Below are 17,032 nucleotides of genomic sequence, written 5' to 3'. Positions count from 1 at the left end.
CCTCCGTCACACCTGCACCTGTACTTCGGTCACTTCGGCGTCGTCGTACGGACGTCGCCGAATAGACGTATCGACAAGCGATTCGGCTCCATCCGATTTCCGATGACCTCCATAAGCCGTCCCGCCCACTCCAAAACTTGACGCATGTTCATCTTCACTCCCGGGGATACCGGCGGTAACGTCCCGGCTCACCCCCGTCGGTAGGAGCTGCCATGCCCTGGCGTACCTCTCGTAGCGCCCCAGACAGACTGAGAACTCCCGGCAGACTCGCCGGGTTCCTGAAGACCGCATCCATATGCGTCCTGATTGCTGGTCTTTTGTCCCCGCTCACCCAGGCGACGGCAGTGGCCGCGGCCTCGAACGACTACTGCGGCGGCCAGTGTTCCGACATCCTGCCGCCCGGTGAGAACGGCAACGCGACCCTCGCCCAGGTCCTGCTCAACCAGGCCTTCGGCACCCAGCCCGACCACGCGGAGGACCAGCTCGGCCCCTACGCCAACCTGGCCAAGGGGTACTCCTCGCTCACAAACTCGACGATCAACACGTTCTTCAACGACGCGTCGTTCGGGGTCTCCTCCGATCAAGTCGCCTCCACCGAGAAGCCCGCGGGTCGCAGCGACGTGACGATCGTCCGCGACAAGAAGGCGGGCGTTCCGCACATCACCGGTACCACCAGATACGGCACGGAGTTCGGCGCCGGGTATGCCGCGGCTGAGGACCGGCTGTGGCTCATGGACGTCTTCCGGCACGTGGGACGAGGCCAGCTGACGACGTTCGCGGGCGGCGCGGCCTCCAACCAGGGCCTGGAGCAGCAGTTCTACCGCAACGCCCCCTACAGCGAGGCCGACCTGCAGGCCCAGATCGACAACGCCGTCGCGACCAACGGCGCCCGCGGCCAGCAGGCCCTCGCCGACGCCAACGCCTACCTGGCCGGCATCAACGCCTACATCGACGCCTCCGACAGCGGCCGCTACTTCCCCGGCGAGTACGTCCTGACCGGTCACAAGGACTCGATCACCAACGCCGGCACCATCGACCACTTCAAGATCACCGACCTGGTCGCGCTCGGCTCCGTGATCGGCTCCCTGTTCGGCGCCGGCGGTGGCGGCGAGGTCAACAACGCGATCTCTCTGATCGCCGCCCAGTCCAAGTACGGCGTGGCGGAGGGCACCAAGGTCTGGGAGTCCTTCCGCGAACGCAACGACGCCGAGGCCGTCCTCACCGTCCACAACGGCGAGAGCTTCCCGTATGCCTCCAAGCCGGACAGCCCCCAGGGCGAGGCACTGCCCGACTCCGGCTCGGTGACCACGGAGCCGCTGGTCTACGACGCCACGGGTACGGGGGCGAGCCAGAGCGCCCGGGCCGCCTCCGCCACGGCGACCACGACCGCCCTCAGCTCCGCCAGACGCGGCATGTCCAACGCCCTGGTGGTGAGCGGCAAGTACACCGCCAGCGGCCACCCGATCGCCGTCTTCGGACCGCAGACCGGCTACTTCGCCCCCCAGCTGCTCATGCTCCAGGAGATCCAGGGCCCGGGCATCAGCGCCCGCGGCGCCTCCTTCGCGGGCCTGAGCATGTACGTCGAACTCGGCCGCGGCCAGGACTACTCCTGGAGCGCGACCACCTCCGGCCAGGACATCATCGACACCTACGCCGTCGAGCTGTGCCAGGACGACTACCACTACCTGTACCACGGCACCTGCACGGCCATGGACAAGGTCGAGCAGACCAACTCCTGGAAGCCGACCACGGCCGACAGCACGGCGGCAGGCTCGTACACGATGAGAGTCTGGAAGACCAAGTACGGGCCGGTGGAGTACCGGGCGACCGTCGGCGGCAAGAAGGTCGCCTACACCACCCTGCGCTCGTCCTACATGCACGAGGCCGACTCGATCATCGGCTTCCAGATGCTGAACGACCCCGACTACGTCAAGGGCCCGCAGGACTTCCAGAGCGCGGCGCAGCACATCAACTACACCTTCAACTGGTTCTACGCCGACTCCCAGCACACCGCGTACTACAACAGCGGCAACAACCCGGTGCGTGCGAGCGGTGTCGACGCCGAGTTCCCGGTGTGGGGGCAGGCGTCCTACGAGTGGAAGAACTGGGACCCGACGACCAACACGGCCGACTACACGGCGGCCTCCGCGCACCCCAACTCCATCGACCAGGACTACTACATCTCCTGGAACAACAAGCAGGCCAAGGACTACACGACGGCGCCCTGGGGCAACGGGTCCGTGCACCGCGGCAACCTGCTGGAGGACCGGGTCAAGAAGCTGGTCGCGGCCGGCGGGGTGACCCGTACCAAGCTGGTGCAGGCCATGGCGGACGCGGCACTGGAGGACCTGCGGGCCGAGGACGTGCTGCCGAAGCTGCTCAGGGTCATCAACAGCAGCACGGTGACCGACTCCACGGCCGCGGACGCCGTGAGCAAGCTGCAGGCGTGGGTGACCGCGGGCGCCAAGCGCACCGAGACGTCGGCCGGTTCGAAGAAGTACGCCAACGCCGACGCGATCCGCATCCTGGACGCCTGGTGGCCGCTGCTGGTGAAGGCCGAGTTCCAACCGGGCCTCGGCAGCGATCTGTACACCGCCTTCACCAACAACCTGCCGGTCGACGAGTCCCCGTCGGCCGCACACGGGCCGACCGGCTCGCACGCCGGCAGCTCCTTCCAGTACGGCTGGTGGAGCTATGTCGACAAGGACATCCGGGCGGTGCTCGGTGAGTCGGTGCAGGGGCCGCTGGCGGCGAAGTACTGCGGCGGCGGCAGCCTCACCTCGTGCCGGGACATCCTGATCAGCACCCTCAAGACGGCGGCCGGGACGTCCGCGTCGACGGTCTACCCCGGCGACTCGCTGTGCTCGGCGGGCGACCAGTGGTGCGCCGACTCGATCGTCCAGCGCACCCTGGGCGGCATCAAGCACTACAACATCAGCTGGCAGAACCGGCCCACCTTCCAGCAGGTGGTGGAGTACACCTCGCACCGGTGACGGACCAGCGGTGGCGGGTCAGCGGATGCGGCCCGCCGCCAGCACCACCTGGGCCAGCTCCCGGTGCACGACGTCGCTGTGTGCACCGGCGGGCGGCCCGCCGTTCTTGACCACGGCCGCGGCATCGATGTTGACGCAACCCGAGGTCGGCAGCGTGCCCTTGAGGGCGTCCGCGAGCTTGTACGCGCGCGTGCCCGGCACCGCCTGCACACCGTCGTGCCCCATCGCACCCCACTTGGCCCCCAGCATCGCCCCGATACCGAAGCCCTCCGCGGCCCCCTCGACGACGCCCTGTGCGTCGTCCGCCATGCGCGAGGCCAGCGGGTAGATGGTGCCGAGCGCCGAGTCGAAGCGGGAGTAGCAGCACACCAGAGGGCCGTCGACACGGTTCTGCTGGCCCTGCAGCACACCCCCCGCATGCGCGTCGTACGGCAGCCGGGCCGCGAACGCGTAGTGCGAGAACGCCCCTTGCAGCAGCGTCACCGACTTCACCGTGTGCACGCCCTCGGGCAGTCCGCGCAGCGCGAAGGACACCAGCCGACCGCCGAAGCTGTGCCCGACGAGGTGGACGCGCACGGCGGGAGCGGAGACGGCGAGCTGCCCGACCAGACGGCCGAGCCCGCGCTCGCCGACCGTGCCCGCGCGCCGCTTCATCGCGTAGTACGTCGCCTGCCGCAGCAGCTCCTTCGCACCGTCCCAGGGGTTCGGCAACGAGAAGCCCTCCGTGCCACCGTCGGACCGTACGGCCGCGAGCGCCTGCGCGAACTCGTCGCAGAGCGTCGCCGTGTCCCCGGTGAACAGCACCGGCTCGCTCTGCGGGACACCCTCCGCGAGGGTGTCCGCCGCGAACAGCGGCTGCGGGCCGCCCGGCACGAGCTCCACCAGCAGCCGGACCAGCCGCCCGAACTCCTCCAGTTCGTTCTCGGGCCGCTGCTCCAGCATCCGTGCGATCTGGTCGATCACGGTGGCCCGCCCGGGGAACGTCTCCAGCAGCGCGTGCCGGGTGTCCTTGTCGAGTGCGGGGGCCTGGACAGCCTCCGCCTCCGTGGCCACCACGGACTTCGGGAAGTCGGGGATCGGCTCGTCGCAGAACCGCATCGACGGCCAGATCACTCCCACGTACCCGATCTTCGCCTGTGCCGCGAGCTCCGGGATCGGCGCGAAGAAGCGGCTGTAGAGGGCGGTCGCCCCGGAGCGGTCGTTGTTCCAGCCGTGTGCGAAGACGATCAGGTCATGGACTCCGCGTCGCGTGACCTCGGCGAGCAGCCGGTCCCGCTCCCGCCCGTCGATGTCCCCGTCCGCGTCGAAGGTCAGCTCCCAGTAAGGAGTGACGCTCATTGCCGGCTGTGCCATGACAAGCCCCCTCGTCCCCCGTAGGCAGTGCGATGTGGGCGCATCGTCCTGCTACCGGCCGAGGATGGCCATACGTCCCGACTCACTTGTAGAGGAGGTATTCCTTTCGAATCCGCCGGAACGCGGCGAGTTCCTCCTGCCAGCCCGCCACCACCTCGTCGGTGCTCGCGCCCGCGTCGATCGCCGTACGCACGCTCGTGGAGCCCGTGAGCTTGTCGATCCAGTTGTCGGAGCGCCAACCGAAGCCGCTCCACACCTTCTTGGCGGTCACCAGCAGCGCGATCCCGGTACGGACGGGGTCGTACGCGGCCCGGTCGTGCACATGGATCTGCACGCCACCGACGGTCTTGCCCTGGAACTTGGAGAAGGTCGGCGCGAAGTACGCCTCCCTGAAGTGGACACCGGGCAGGGCGAGTTCGTTCGCCGCGGCCGCCCACCTCCCGTCGATGCCCTCCGCGCCGAGCAGCTCGAAGGGGCGGGTGGTGCCGCGGCCCTCCGACAGGTTGGTGCCTTCGAACATGCACGTCCCCGAGTACACGAGCGCCGTGTCGGGTGTCGGCATGTTGGGGCTCGGCGGCACCCAGGGCAGCGACCGGGCGTCGTAGAACTCCGAGCGCTTCCAGCCCGTCATCAGTACGGTCTGCAGGGGCACGGGGGTGGTCAGGAACTCCCCGTTGAACAACCGGGCCAGCTCGGCGACCGTCATGCCGTGCGCCTGGGAGACCGGCTGCCGTCCCACGAAGGTCGCGAACTCCTTGTGCAGCACCGGTCCTTGGGCCGCGCGGCCGGTCACCGGGTTCGGCCGGTCGAGGACGACGAAGCGTTTGCCGGCTAGCTGGGCGGCCTCCATGCAGTCGTACAGCGTCCAGATGTACGTGTAGAAGCGGGCGCCGACGTCCTGGATGTCGAAGACGACCGTGTCCACGCCGGAGGCCGTGAAGACATCGGCGAGGGGCCGGCCGCTCTTGAGGTACGTGTCGTAGACGGGGAGGCCGGTGGCGGGGTCGTCGTAGCGGCCTTCGGAGCCGCCTGCCTGTGCGGTGCCGCGGAAGCCGTGTTCGGGGCCGAAGACGGCCCCCAGGTCCACCCGGTTGTCCGCGTGCATCACATCGACGATGTGGTGGACGTCTCGGGTCACCCCGGTGGGGTTGGTGACGATTCCGACTCGTTGGCCTTCGAGGAGTGCGTAGCCTTCGGCGGAGAGGCGCTCGAAGCCGGTGCGGAGGGTTCTGTGCCGGGTGGCTGCGGTGGCCGGCGGTGCCGCGGAGAAGGGTGTTGCTGCCGTTGTCGCTGCGAGCAGGGCTCGTCTGGATAGGCGCATGGGGTGCACGGTATTGCTCCCGCAGGTCGTGGGGAAGGTGCGGGAAGTCGGTGGTTGCTCGCACAGTTCCCCGCGCCCCTGAGGGGGTTGCCGGCGCCCCTTTCCTCGCACATACCGACCGGTTAGTCTGGCCGCATTGGAGCCGCAGTCGAAGGAGACCGATGGTGGAAGCCGTGCAGGATGCCGGAGTGGTCGTCACCGGAGCGGGAGGCGGGATCGGGGCTGCCCTTGCCCGGCGGTTCGCCGCCGAAGGGGCCCGGGTCGTCGTGAACGACCTGGACGGCGAGCGGGCCAAGGCGGTCGCTGACGAGATCGGTGGTGTCGCCGTGCCCGGCGACGCCTCCGCGATCGTCGCCGACGCGCGGGACGCGCTCGGGGGCACCATCGACGTCTACTGCGCCAACGCCGGTGTCGCCTTCGAGGACGCGGGACCCGGGCAGCCGCTGGACGAGAGGTCCTGGGCCGTCTCCTGGGACGTCAACCTGATGGCCCATGTCCGTGCCGCTCATGAGCTGCTTCCCGAGTGGCTGGAGCGGGGCAGCGGTCGCTTCGTGTCCACCGTCTCCGCCGCCGGGCTGCTGACCATGATCGGGGCGCCCTCCTACAGCGTCACCAAGCACGGTGCGTACGCCTTCGCCGAGTGGCTGTCGCTCACGTACCGGCACCGGGGGCTCAAGGTGCACGCCATCTGTCCTCAGGGTGTGCGCACCGACATGCTGGCCGCCACCGGAACCGCGGGCGACCTCGTGCTGCAGCCGACCGCGATCGAGCCGGCGGACGTCGCGGACGCCCTGTTCAAGGGGATCGAGGAGGACCGGTTCCTGATCCTGCCGCACCCCGAGGTCGCCGGGTACTACCAGGCCAGGGCCACCCACCCCGACCACTGGCTGACGAACATGAACCACCTCCAGCAGAAGTGGGAGGAGGCACGGTGACCGGCTCCTCGTACGCCGCACGGCCCTGGGTGGCCCTGCTGAACGAGGCCCAGCGCGGCCCCATAGACCCCGCCGACTCCCTGGTGCACGCGCTGCGCCGGTCCGTCGCCGAGGCCCCGGGCCGCACCTTCCTCGCCTACTTCGACGGGCGACTGAGCTACCGCGAGGTCGACGAGCTGAGCGACTCGGTCGCCGGGCATCTGGCCGCCCGCGGCCTGGAGCGCGGCGACCGGGTGGCGATCCTGCTGCAGAACTCCCCGCTCTTCGTGCTGGCGCTGCTGGGCGCCTGGAAGGCCGGGGCGATCGTCGTGCCCGTCAACCCCATGTACAAGTCGGGGGAGGTCGGGCACGTCCTGCGGGACGGCGAGGTCACGGCGCTGATCTGCTCCGACCGGGCTTGGGAGTCGTATCTGCGGGAGACGGCCGCGGACTCGCCCGTGCAGATCGTGCTCACCGCCTGCGAGCTGGACTTCCAGACGCGCGGCGACGCACGGGTGCTGGGCTTCGAGCGGCTGCCGCAGGCCGTGGACGCCGCCGACCTGACGACCGTGGCCCGCGCCGGGTACGAGGCGCCCGAGGGCCGTCGGCTCACACCGTCCGACATCGCGCTGATCAGCTACACCTCGGGCACCAGCGGCACCCCCAAGGGCGCCACCAACACGCACGGCAACATCATGTACAACGCGGAGCGGCAGCGGACGGGGCTCGCCCTGCCGGACGCGCCCGTCTACTACGCGCTGGCGCCGCTGTTCCACATCACCGGGATGGTGTGCCAGCTCGGCGCCTGTCTCAACAGCGCGGGCACGCTCGTACTGACGTACCGCTTCGAGGCGGGTGTCGTGCTGGAGGCGTTCGCCGAGCACCGGCCGCACTACACGGTCGGCCCGTCGACGGCCTTCATGGCGCTGGGCGCCCACCCGGACGCCACCCGGGACCACTTCTCGTCGTTCGTGAACATCTCCAGCGGCGGTGCGCCCGTGCCGCCCGCCCTGGTGGAGAAGTTCCGGGCGGGCTTCGGGCCGTACATCCGCAACGGCTACGGGCTGACCGAGTGCACCGCACCCTGCGCCTCCGTGCCGCCCGGCCTGGAGGCACCGGTCGACCCGGCCTCCGGCACGCTGGCCGTGGGCCTGCCGGGCCCCGACACCGTCGTACGCATCGTCGACGACCAGGGCAAGGAGGTGCCCTTCGGCGAGCAGGGCGAGATCGTCGTCCGCGGGCCGCAGGTGGTGCCCGGCTACTGGCGGCGGCCGGAGGCGACCGCCGAGACCTTCCCGGACGGCGAGCTGCGCACCGGCGACATCGGTTTCATGGACGAGCAGGGCTGGCTGTACGTCGTCGACCGCAAGAAGGACATGATCAACGCGTCCGGCTTCAAGGTGTGGCCGCGCGAGGTCGAGGACGTCCTGTACACGCATCCCGCGGTCCGGGAGGCGGCCGTCGTCGGGGTGCCCGACGGGTATCGCGGGGAGACCGTCAAGGCGTACATCAGCCTGCGTCCGGGCGCCGACACGGACCCGGGTGAACTGGCGATGTACTGCAAGGAGAGACTGGCCGCCTACAAGTACCCGCGGCAGGTGGAGATCCTGCCCGACTTGCCGAAGACGGCGAGTGGGAAGATCCTCCGTCGGGAGCTTCGTTCCCGGCCGCAGGACAGCGAATAGCAGCGAACAGATACAGGCAGAGAGCTTGGAAGGCAGGTGGCGGCACAGTGCCCAGAACGACGGACGGTGACGGTACTCCCGTCCCGCAGCGGCTACTGGCCGCCGCCACCCGGCTCTTCGCCGAGCAGGGCTACGACCGCACCTCGGTGCAGGAGATCGTCGAGGCGGCCGGCGTCACCAAGGGGGCGCTGTACCACTACTTCGGCTCCAAGGACGACCTCCTGCACGAGGTGTACTCGCGTGTGCTGCGCCTCCAGCAGGAGCGCCTCGACGCGTTCGCGGACGCCGACGAGCCGATCGAGAAGCGCCTCAGGGGCGCGGCGGCCGATGTCGTCGTCACGACGATCGAGAACCTCGACGACGCGATGATCTTCTTCCGGTCCATGCACCACCTGAGTCCGGAGAAGAACAAACAGGTGCGTGCCGAGCGCCGGCGCTACCACGAACGCTTCCGTGCGCTGGTGGAAGAGGGGCAGGAGGCGGGTGTCTTCTCGAAGGCGACGCCTGCCGACCTGGTGGTGGACTACCACTTCGGGTCCGTGCACCACCTGTCGACGTGGTACCGCCCGGACGGGCCGATGAGTCCGCAGGAGGTCGCCGACCACCTGGCGGACCTGCTGCTGCGGGCGCTGCGGCCGTAGCACGTACATGGGTAAGGGGCGGTCGCCATGGCGACCGCCCCTTACCCATGCCCTACAGGTACTTCTTCAGCTCCCGGCGCGCCAGCGACCGCTGGTGCACTTCGTCCGGGCCGTCGGCGATCATCAGCGTCCGGGCTCCGGCGTACAGCTCGGCCAGCGGGAAGTCCTGGCTGACGCCGCCCGCGCCGTGCAGCTGGATCGCCCGGTCGATGATGTCGACGACCGCGCGGGGCGTGGCGATCTTGATGGCCTGGATCTCCGCGTGGGCGCCCTTGTTGCCGACGGTGTCCATCAGCCAGGCCGTCTTCAGCACGAGCAGCCGCAGCTGCTCCACCGTCACGCGCGCGTCGGCGATCCAGTTGTGCACCACGCCCTGCTGGGCCAGCGCCTTGCCGAAGGCCGTACGGGACACCGCCCGGCGGCACATCAGCTCGATGGCGCGCTCGGCCATGCCGATCAGCCGCATGCAGTGGTGGATACGGCCGGGGCCCAGGCGGGCCTGGGCGATGGCGAAGCCGCCGCCCTCCTCGCCGATCAGGTTCGTGACCGGCACGCGCGCGTGGTCGAAGATCACCTCGGCGTGGCCGCCGTGGTAGTGGTCCTCGTAGCCGAAGACCTGCATCGCCCGCTTGACGGTGACGCCCGGGGTGTCGCGGGGGACCAGGACCATGGACTGCTGGCGGCGGATGTCCGCGCCGTCCGGGTCCGTCTTGCCCATCACGATGAAGATCTTGCAGTCCGGGTTCATCGCCCCGGAGATGTACCACTTGCGGCCCGTGATGACGTACTCGTCACCGTCCCGCTCGATGTGCGTGGTGATGTTGGTGGCGTCGGACGAGGCCACCTCCGGCTCGGTCATCGCGAACGCCGAGCGGATCTCGCCCGCCAGCAGCGGCTCCAGCCACTGCTTCTTCTGCTGCTCGTCGCCGAACTGTGCGAGCACCTCCATGTTGCCGGTGTCGGGGGCCGCGCAGTTCGTGGCCGTCGGCGCCAGCTGCGGGCTGCGGCCGGTGATCTCGGCCAGCGGCGCGTACTGGAGGTTGGTCAGTCCGGCGCCGTGCTCGGCGTCCGGCAGGAAGAGGTTCCACAGGCCCTGTCGGCGCGCCTCGGCCTTCAGCTCCTCCACCACGGCCGGGGTGTCCCAGGGGGAGGCAAGAGCGGCCCGCTGCTCCTCCGCCACCGCCTCGGCCGGATAGACGTACTCGTCCATGAAGGCGAGCAGCTTGGCGCGCAGTTCCTCGGTGCGCGCGTCGAACGCGAAGTCCATGGTCTGTCAGCCTTCCTGAAGAGTGGTCAGGCCGTGCTCGATGAACACGGGCACCAGGTCGCCGATGCGGTCGAAGCCACGGCCGACCGTCTGGCCCAGCGTGTAGCGGTAGTGGATGCCTTCGAGGATCACGGCCAGCTTGAACCAGGCGAACGCCGTGTACCAGGAGACGGAGGAGACGTCGCGCCCGGAGCGGGCGGCGTACCGCTCGATCAGCTCGGCCGGATCAGGGTGGCCGGGGGCCTCGGCGGTCGTGGTGACCGGCGAGTCGGGCATGCCCAGCGGCATGCTGTACATCACCAGCAGACCCAGGTCGGTGAGCGGGTCGCCGAGCGTGGACATCTCCCAGTCGAGGATCGCCTTGATCTTGTCATCCTCACCGATCAGGACGTTGTCCAGCCGGTAGTCGCCGTGCACCACGGCCGGCGCGGGGGAGGCGGGCAGCTGCCGGCCCAGCGAGGCGTGCAGCTCGTCGATGCCGGCCAGGTCACGGTTGCGGGAGGCGTCCAGCTGCTTGCCCCAGCGGCGCAGCTGCCGGTCCAGGAAGCCCTCGGGGCGGCCGAAGTCCGCGAGGCCCGCCTCGACGGGGTCCACCGCGTGCAGTTCGACGAGCGTGTCCACCAGGGACAGCACCGCGCCCCGGGTGCGCTCGGGGCCGAGCGGGGCGAGCTGGTCGGCCGTGCGGTACGGGGTGCCCTCCACGAACTCCATGACGTAGAACGGCGACCCCTGCACCGCCCCGTTCTCGGGGTCCTCGCACAGCAGCACCGGACGCGGCACCGGCACGTTCGTCGGGTGCAGTGCGCTGATCACCCGGTGCTCGCGCTTCATGTCGTGCGCGGTGGCCAGGACATGGCCGAGCGGGGGCCGGCGTACGACCCACTTCGAGGTGCCGTCCGAGACCGCGTAGGTGAGGTTCGACCGTCCGCCCTCGATCAGCCGACCGGTCAGGGGGCCGTGCACCAGGCCGGGCCGCTCCTGGTCGAGCAGGCCGCGCAGCCGGTCGAGATCGAGACCTGGCGGGTGGTCGGGGCTCATCGGTGCTCCTTAGCGGGCGTGAGAACGGTTCCCCACCATGATGCCGACCGGTCGGTATGTCGTCCAGTGTGTGCGGCGAACGTGATCTGAGCCACGATAGGCCGACGGCTCCCCGTGCGGTGGCGCGGGGAGCCGTCGGCCGTCTGGTTCCGGCCTGTTCCGGCAGGTGTCAGTGGTCGTCCCAGTGGCCGTCGTGCGGTGCGTGCCGATGGCCGTCGTGCAGGTAGTCGACGTGGTCGCCGTGCAGGACGCTCTCGTGTCCGCAGCCCTCGCCGTGCCGGTGGTCGTGACCCTCGTGGGGTGCGTGCCCGTCCGGCTCGCACTCGTCCCAGTGGTCGCCGTGCTCGCGGTGCAGGTGCCCGTCGTGCGCGTAGTCGACGTGGTCCCCGTGCGGCACCTGTGTGTGTCCGCAGTCGGAGCCGTGGATGTGGGCGTGAGAGGTGTGTTCCAGGTGAAGCGTGGTCATGGGGGTTCGCCTTCGGGAAATGCGGCTGATGACGTCGGACAGGGTGCCATGCGAACGGTGCATATCGGGCTATTCGGGCTTGTGTGGCGTCCGTGTGCGTCGCAGGAGCGAGCCCATGAAGGTAGTCGGCACTGGTCAGAGGACCAGTGCCGCCCCGCACGCCGCCAGGGCCATCGTGCACAGGACCGCCGCCGTGGCGTGCCGGGGAGCGAGTGCCATGGGGCTGTCGGAGGACGCCAGGGCGCTTATGCGGCTGTGGGCGACGACGAGGAAGCCCAGCCAGAGGGCGCAGCACAGGGCGCAGGCGATGATCCCGACCGCGGAGACACCGCCGTGCAGTGCGGTCTTGGTGGCGAGGACGGCGGCCACGGTGCTCGCCAGCGTGGTACGCCGCCAGGCGAGCCGGGTCCGCTCCGGCTGAAGGCCGGGGTCGCGCTCCTGGCCCGCGTCGGCGTTCATCCCTCCCACCCGACGAGTACGACGACGACCATCGCCACGGCCACGACGGCGACGACGATGCTCAGCAGCGCCGGGAACCGTGAGACCGGCAGATCCTCGCCGCGGCGCATGGCCCGTTCGCAGCGCATCCAGTGGTTGACCGCGCGCAGGGAGCACAGCACGCCCGCGCCGAGCAGCGCGAGCGCCAGCCCCACGCGCCAGGCCCAGCGCAGATCCGGCAGGAACTGGTCCACCGCGAAGCCGCCGCCGATCAGTGCGAGGGCGGTGCGCAGCCAGGCCAGGAAGGTGCGTTCGTTCGCCAGCGAGAAGCGGTAGTCCGGCGTTCCGCCCTCTTCCTGGACCTGTGCCGGGGCGAACCAGAGCCGGACGTTTCGCGCGAATTCGATCACGCTTACGACTTTATCCAGCTTCAGCGGGCGCCGTCCGCTGGGGGCTGCCGCCCCGGGCCCCCGCTTCGGCCTGAACGGCCTCGTCCTCAAACGCCGGACGGGCCGAAATGCACAGACCGGCGCTCCTCATGCACCCCTGTACTCCCTCATCCGCTCAAACGCCGCCAGACCATCCGGCACCCACTCCCACTCGTCCAACCGTCGCTGCACCTCCGCCTCCGGCAGGAAGTCGTGCCACGCCACCTCCTCGACCTGGGGGCTGACCGGCAGCTCGCAGCGGACCTCGTACACCGCCGACCACCAGGTCTGGCCGGCGCCGTCGTCGTACAGGAACTTGAAGAGGAAGCGCGGGCTCGGGAGGCCATGGACTCCCAGTTCCTCCTCGGCCTCGCGCAGCGCGGCCTCGTCGTAGGACTCGCCCGCGCCGACCACTCCGCCGACCCACATGTCGTAGAGGGAGGGGAAGACCAGCTTGGTGGGGGTGCGGCGGTGGACGAAGAGGCGGCCTTCCGCATCCTTGGCCTGGATGAAGACGCAGCGGTGGCGCAGGCCCTTGGCGTAGGCCTCGCCGCGTGGGGACTGGCCGATGACCTGGTCGTTCTCGTCGACGATGTCGAGGATTTCGTCTGCGGGGCTCGTCATACCGCCATCCAAGCAGGACGGTGTCAGCTGCGCTGCAGGGCCTGTACCCGGTCCGGCTTGCTGGTGCCGCTCGGCATGCAGGGGTGTAGGCCGAGGAGGACGATGCCTCCGACGATCGCTGCGAGGCCCGCCGCCTCCCAGGCGAGTGCGCCCGTGTCGGTACGCAGCCGGTCGCCCAGGAAGCCCACTCCGCACAGGATGCCGGCCAGCGGCTGGGCCGCGGTGAGGGCGGGCAGCGACATCCGCAGGGGCGCGGTCTCGAAGGCGCTCTGCACCAGGATCAGGCCGACGACCCCGAGCGCCGCCACGCCGTACGGCTGCCAGCCCGTCACCAGCTCGGTGAGGCCGCCCTGGGCGAAGCGCTCGCCGCTGATCCGGGTGAGGGCGTCCTGGACGCCGTAGAGGAGACCGGCGGCGAGGGCGAGGAGGACGGGGGCCGCGCTCAGACGGGAGCGCTTTGCGTACGTCGTCAGCAGGAGGGCGAGGCCGATCATGGCTCCGATGATCAGCCAGTGCCGGAAGGGGTCGCTGACCGCGGTGCCCCCGCGCGGCTCCCCGGCGACGATGAAGGCGGTGACACCGCCCGCGAGCAGTGCGAGGCCGGTCCAGCCCTGGCGGCCCAGCGGCTGTCCGCTCTGTCTGCGGGAGAGAGCGAGGGCGAACAGGAGGTTGGTGGCGAGGAGCGGTTCGACCAGGGAGATCTCGCCCTGGCTCAGGGCGATCGCGCCGAGGACCATGCCGGCCGCCATCAGGGCTATGCCGCCGAGCCAGCGCGGCACCTGCATCAGGTCGAGGAGCAGGCGCGGCGAGAGGAAGTCACTGAGGGGCGCCCGCTGGGCCGCGTTCTGCTGGAGCACGAATCCGAAGCCCAGGCAGCAGGCAGCGCTCACGGCGAGAATCAGAACCAGAACGGACACGCTGCGTACTCCGAGTCAGATGGGCCGGGCCACGGGGTGCGTAGTGGGTGACTGTAGCGTCCCAGGGCCCGGCTTGCCCCTGGGAGTGCCCGGATCCGGGCCGTCGACTCGGTCACGTTGCCCCGACGATCAAGGGCGGTGCCGCAGTCGTCCCGCCATGGTGAGGTGCCGGGGCGTGTGACGCCATGGCGTGCGCCACACGCGGGACCTGGTGCGGCGGGACGTACGGGCCTGTGTGATCACAAGTGCCCCACCTGTAACGGAAGTTGACGCGAGTAACAACCGTCCCTCCCTTGACGCAAAGCATTGGCGGGGGGTTTGCTGTGCGTGATCAGTTGACGGCAAACCGATATCGGGCCGGACCGATACCAGACGTCGAGCCGCGTTCGCGTGAGGAAGATCCCGCGGTGTCCCCACCCCCGCCATCATTCGGCCGGGGCCGCAAGCGCGCGGCCCAGGCCCTCGACGCGGCCCTCGACGACGGCGAACTCGTCGCCGCCCGGGCCGCGTTGACGCAGGGGCGATGGCAGGCCGCGCGCTCGTTGCTCGTTCAGACGGGGGACGACTGGGACCGTCGCGGGCATCGCGTCACCGTGCTCGCGCTGGAGCCCTACAGTGCCGCCTGGGCCCGGGACTGGTTGCTCGCCGAGCCCGACTCCGGTGACGCCGCCGTGCTGCTCGCGCTCGCGCTGGTCCAGCGCGCCTTACGAGGCAAGGAGGAACCGGACCGCGTCCGCGAGGCCTGCCGGGATGCCGCGGCCCGCGTGCCCGCCGACCCCACCCCTTGGCTCGGCCTGCTCATGCTGGAGCGCGACCCGGGCCCGGCGGGGGACATCGAGCGGCTCTTCACCGAGGTCCGCGGCCGGTACCCCGACCACCACCACGCCCACCATCTGATGGTCGCCCGCCTCGCCGAGCGGCACGCGGACGCCGGCCCGGACCCGTTGCACGAGGTCTACGACTTCGCCAACCGGTCCGCCCTGCACGCCCCCGCCGACTCCCCCCTCGCCATGCTGCCGGTCGTCGCCCACGCCGAGCGCTACCGCGTACTGGCCGCCGCCGGGCACGAGCCCGCCGACCCCGCCGCCTCCGGCCACTGGAGCGGACGCCGGGCCCGGCAGGTGATGAAGGCCGCCTTCGACTGGTGGCTGGAATGGGAGCACGAAGGCCACCCGCGCCGCCTCGTCGACCTCAACTACCTCGCCCACGCCAAGGTCTGCGAGGGTCGCGGCGCCGAGGCCGCAGCCCTCTTCCACCGCATCGGCGAGCACGCCACCCCCGCCCCCTGGTCCTACCCGGACCGCGATCCGCACTCCGCCTTCCGTGCTGCGCGCGCCACCGCGCTCGGCACGGCATGACACTCCCGACCCCGACAGAAGGACGGTCCCTCCATGAGCACGGGCAGTTCCAACGCGAGCAGAACCGACGCGGGCGGCATCAGTACCTATCTGGGACAGGAGCGCGCACTGCGCGCCGACCGCCTGGGCGCGGGCGGCCTGCTGCTCTCCGTGCTCGCGGCGACCGCCCCGCTCATGGTGGTCGCGGGTGTCATGCCCACCACATTCGCGGTGATGGGTATCGTCGGACAGCCGCTGCTCTTCGTCGTCCTCGGCGTGGTGCTGGTCCTGTTCAGCGTCGGCTACGCCGAGATGAGCCGGCACGTCCACAACGCGGGCGCCTTCTACGCGTACATCTCCCGCGGCCTGGGCGGCACCGCCGGGGCGAGCGCCGCCCTCGTCGCCCTCGCCGCCTACAGCGCGCTCCAGGTCGGCATCTACGGCATCTTCGGCTTCGAGGTCTCCAACCTGTTCGCCAAATACGCCGACGTCCAGGTGGCGTGGTGGATACCGGCGCTGGCGGCGGTGGCCGTCGTCGGTCTGCTCGGCTGGCTGAAGATCGACGTCAACGCGCGCGTGCTGGGCGTTCTGCTGGTCGTCGAGGTGATCCTCGTCGTCATCTTCGACGTCGCCTCGATCGCCGACCCTGCCAAGCAGGGCCTGTCACTGCACGCCTTCAACCCGGACACCCTCACCGGCGCCGGGGTCGGCACCGCCCTGTGCTTCTGCATCGCCGCCTTCACCGGCTTCGAGCAGGCGCCGGTGTACGCGGAGGAGACCAGCCGCCCACACGTCCTCGTCCCGCGTGTGATGCTGCTCGCGGTCGGCTTCGTCACCGTCTTCTTCGCGGTCAGCTCCTGGGCGTACACCGTCGCCACCGGCCCCTCCGCGATCGTCGGCGCCGCGCAGAAGCAGAGCGCCGGACTGCTGTTCTCCCTCACCGAGTCCCGGCTCGGCTCGACCTTCACCGACGTCCTGCACGTGCTGTTCGTGACCGGCATGTTCGCGGCCCTGCTCAGCTTCCACAACGTCGTCGCCCGGTACGCCTTCGCCATGGGCCGCGAGGGACTGCTGCCGCGCACCTTCGGCCGTACGACGGGCACGAGTGGCGCGCCCGGTACCGGCTCCCTGCTGCAGACCGTCGTGTCCGCCCTCGTCGTGATCGCCTTCGCGGTCGCCGACGACAAGCCGACCGGCGACCCGACCGCACCCGTCCTTCACCTGTTCACCTGGCTCGGCAACATCGGCGCACTCGGCGTGATCCTGCTGATGGCGGCCGCCTCCGTGTCGGTGATCGTCTTCTTCGCCCGGCGCGGAGCGGCGGGCGCCCAGGCCTGGCGACTGGTCACCTCGGCCCTCGCGGCGGTCGCCCTGCTGGTGATCGCCGGCTACACGGTCAAGGACTTCGACGTCCTGGTCGGCGCCGGCCCGGACTCGGCCCTCAGCTGGGCGCTGCCGGGCATCATCGGTCTCGCCCTGGTCGGCGGCCTGGTCCAGGGCCTGCTGCTGCGCTCCCGCTCGCCCGAGGCGCACGCCCGCATCGGGCTCGGCAACGAGGCGTTCCAGTTGGACAGGGCGGCGCAGGAGGCGTCGTGACTCCGGCGGATCGC

15 protein-coding genes are annotated in these 17,032 nt (G+C 70.3%); 6 read left to right on the top strand and 9 right to left on the bottom strand.

Annotated features, from left to right (window positions below; genetic code table 11):
- The first annotated feature begins 212 nt into the window (after nt 1–212).
- Nucleotides 213–2,993 (top strand): penicillin acylase family protein, encoded by a 2,781-nt coding sequence (locus ACWDAG_RS24685; RefSeq protein ID WP_450697727.1) that lies wholly within the window; start codon nt 213–215, stop codon nt 2,991–2,993.
- An 18-nt stretch (nt 2,994–3,011) separates the two neighbouring features.
- Here the strand turns inward: ACWDAG_RS24685 and ACWDAG_RS24680 are convergent, their stop codons facing one another.
- Nucleotides 3,012–4,346, bottom strand: a complete 1,335-nt coding sequence (locus ACWDAG_RS24680; protein WP_450697726.1) for a serine-threonine protein kinase — start codon at nt 4,344–4,346, stop codon at nt 3,012–3,014.
- A gap of 82 nt (nt 4,347–4,428) precedes the next feature.
- Complete coding sequence (locus ACWDAG_RS24675; protein ID WP_450697725.1) at nt 4,429–5,667, bottom strand: exo-beta-N-acetylmuramidase NamZ family protein; 1,239 nt, start codon at nt 5,665–5,667, stop codon at nt 4,429–4,431.
- A gap of 161 nt (nt 5,668–5,828) precedes the next feature.
- Between ACWDAG_RS24675 and ACWDAG_RS24670 the strand changes: the two genes are divergently transcribed.
- The 3 genes from ACWDAG_RS24670 to ACWDAG_RS24660 are packed head-to-tail and all read left to right on the top strand — an operon-like array spanning nt 5,829 to nt 8,907.
- Entirely contained in the window at nt 5,829–6,602 is a 774-nt protein-coding gene (locus ACWDAG_RS24670) for an SDR family oxidoreductase (protein WP_450697724.1), read from the top strand.
- The gene (locus ACWDAG_RS24665) at nt 6,599–8,266 is read left to right on the top strand and encodes a class I adenylate-forming enzyme family protein (RefSeq protein WP_450697723.1); all 1,668 of its coding nucleotides are present in this window, start codon (nt 6,599–6,601) and stop codon (nt 8,264–8,266) included. The genes ACWDAG_RS24670 and ACWDAG_RS24665 overlap by 4 nt, the downstream gene beginning before the upstream one ends.
- Before the next feature lie 47 nt (nt 8,267–8,313).
- A complete protein-coding gene (locus ACWDAG_RS24660; RefSeq protein WP_099927728.1) occupies nt 8,314–8,907 on the top strand; it encodes a TetR/AcrR family transcriptional regulator in 594 nt (197 codons plus the stop codon).
- Nucleotides 8,908–8,959: 52 nt separating this feature from the next.
- On the opposite strand, the gene ACWDAG_RS24655 is transcribed toward ACWDAG_RS24660, so the two are convergent.
- The 7 genes from ACWDAG_RS24655 to ACWDAG_RS24625 form a co-directional block, all read right to left on the bottom strand.
- A complete protein-coding gene (locus ACWDAG_RS24655) occupies nt 8,960–10,174 on the bottom strand; it encodes an acyl-CoA dehydrogenase (protein WP_450697722.1) in 1,215 nt (404 codons plus the stop codon).
- Nucleotides 10,175–10,180: 6 nt separating this feature from the next.
- Nucleotides 10,181–11,212, bottom strand: coding sequence for a phosphotransferase family protein (locus ACWDAG_RS24650; RefSeq protein WP_450697721.1), 1,032 nt, complete (start codon nt 11,210–11,212; stop codon nt 10,181–10,183).
- Nucleotides 11,213–11,381: 169 nt separating this feature from the next.
- Entirely contained in the window at nt 11,382–11,678 is a 297-nt protein-coding gene (locus ACWDAG_RS24645; protein WP_450697720.1) for a hypothetical protein, read from the bottom strand.
- Nucleotides 11,679–11,813: 135 nt separating this feature from the next.
- Nucleotides 11,814–12,137 carry a DUF202 domain-containing protein gene (locus ACWDAG_RS24640; protein ID WP_450697719.1) on the bottom strand — a complete coding sequence of 108 codons (324 nt, stop codon included), beginning with the start codon at nt 12,135–12,137 and terminating at the stop codon, nt 11,814–11,816.
- Nucleotides 12,134–12,526: a YidH family protein gene (locus ACWDAG_RS24635; protein WP_450697718.1), complete on the bottom strand. Its 393-nt coding sequence runs from the start codon at nt 12,524–12,526 to the stop codon at nt 12,134–12,136. Before ACWDAG_RS24635 ends, ACWDAG_RS24640 begins: the two co-directional genes overlap by 4 nt.
- Before the next feature lie 126 nt (nt 12,527–12,652).
- Nucleotides 12,653–13,168: an NUDIX hydrolase gene (locus ACWDAG_RS24630; protein WP_450697717.1), complete on the bottom strand. Its 516-nt coding sequence runs from the start codon at nt 13,166–13,168 to the stop codon at nt 12,653–12,655.
- A gap of 23 nt (nt 13,169–13,191) precedes the next feature.
- Nucleotides 13,192–14,085: a DMT family transporter gene (locus ACWDAG_RS24625; protein WP_450697716.1), complete on the bottom strand. Its 894-nt coding sequence runs from the start codon at nt 14,083–14,085 to the stop codon at nt 13,192–13,194.
- Nucleotides 14,086–14,492: 407 nt separating this feature from the next.
- Between ACWDAG_RS24625 and ACWDAG_RS24620 the strand changes: the two genes are divergently transcribed.
- Together ACWDAG_RS24620 and ACWDAG_RS24615 are read left to right on the top strand one after the other, a co-directional pair.
- On the top strand, nt 14,493–15,443 hold the full coding sequence (locus ACWDAG_RS24620; RefSeq protein ID WP_450697715.1) for a hypothetical protein: 951 nt from the start codon (nt 14,493–14,495) through the stop codon (nt 15,441–15,443).
- A 33-nt stretch (nt 15,444–15,476) separates the two neighbouring features.
- Nucleotides 15,477–17,018 (top strand): APC family permease, encoded by a 1,542-nt coding sequence (locus ACWDAG_RS24615; protein WP_450697714.1) that lies wholly within the window; start codon nt 15,477–15,479, stop codon nt 17,016–17,018.
- Nucleotides 17,019–17,032: the final 14 nt, after the last annotated feature.

The sequence above is a fragment of the Streptomyces sp. NPDC001157 genome (assembly GCF_053598255.1).
The sequence above is the reverse complement of the archived record's forward strand: the minus strand, read 5'-3'. Positions and strand labels throughout refer to the sequence as shown.

What these genes read in the sequence shown, in the direction of transcription:
- ACWDAG_RS24670 (WP_450697724.1), top strand. Translation starts at nt 5,829, where the DNA reads ATGGTGGAAGCCGTGCAGGATGCCGGAGTGGTCGTCACCGGAGCGGGA.
- ACWDAG_RS24615 (WP_450697714.1), top strand. Translation starts at nt 15,477, where the DNA reads ATGAGCACGGGCAGTTCCAACGCGAGCAGAACCGACGCGGGCGGCATC.
- ACWDAG_RS24650 (WP_450697721.1), bottom strand. Translation starts at nt 11,212, where the DNA reads ATGAGCCCCGACCACCCGCCAGGTCTCGATCTCGACCGGCTGCGCGGC.
- ACWDAG_RS24675 (WP_450697725.1), bottom strand. Translation starts at nt 5,667, where the DNA reads ATGCGCCTATCCAGACGAGCCCTGCTCGCAGCGACAACGGCAGCAACA.
- ACWDAG_RS24630 (WP_450697717.1), bottom strand. Translation starts at nt 13,168, where the DNA reads ATGACGAGCCCCGCAGACGAAATCCTCGACATCGTCGACGAGAACGAC.
- ACWDAG_RS24640 (WP_450697719.1), bottom strand. Translation starts at nt 12,137, where the DNA reads ATGAACGCCGACGCGGGCCAGGAGCGCGACCCCGGCCTTCAGCCGGAG.
- ACWDAG_RS24655 (WP_450697722.1), bottom strand. Translation starts at nt 10,174, where the DNA reads ATGGACTTCGCGTTCGACGCGCGCACCGAGGAACTGCGCGCCAAGCTG.
- ACWDAG_RS24645 (WP_450697720.1), bottom strand. Translation starts at nt 11,678, where the DNA reads ATGACCACGCTTCACCTGGAACACACCTCTCACGCCCACATCCACGGC.
- ACWDAG_RS24680 (WP_450697726.1), bottom strand. Translation starts at nt 4,346, where the DNA reads ATGGCACAGCCGGCAATGAGCGTCACTCCTTACTGGGAGCTGACCTTC.
- ACWDAG_RS24685 (WP_450697727.1), top strand. Translation starts at nt 213, where the DNA reads ATGCCCTGGCGTACCTCTCGTAGCGCCCCAGACAGACTGAGAACTCCC.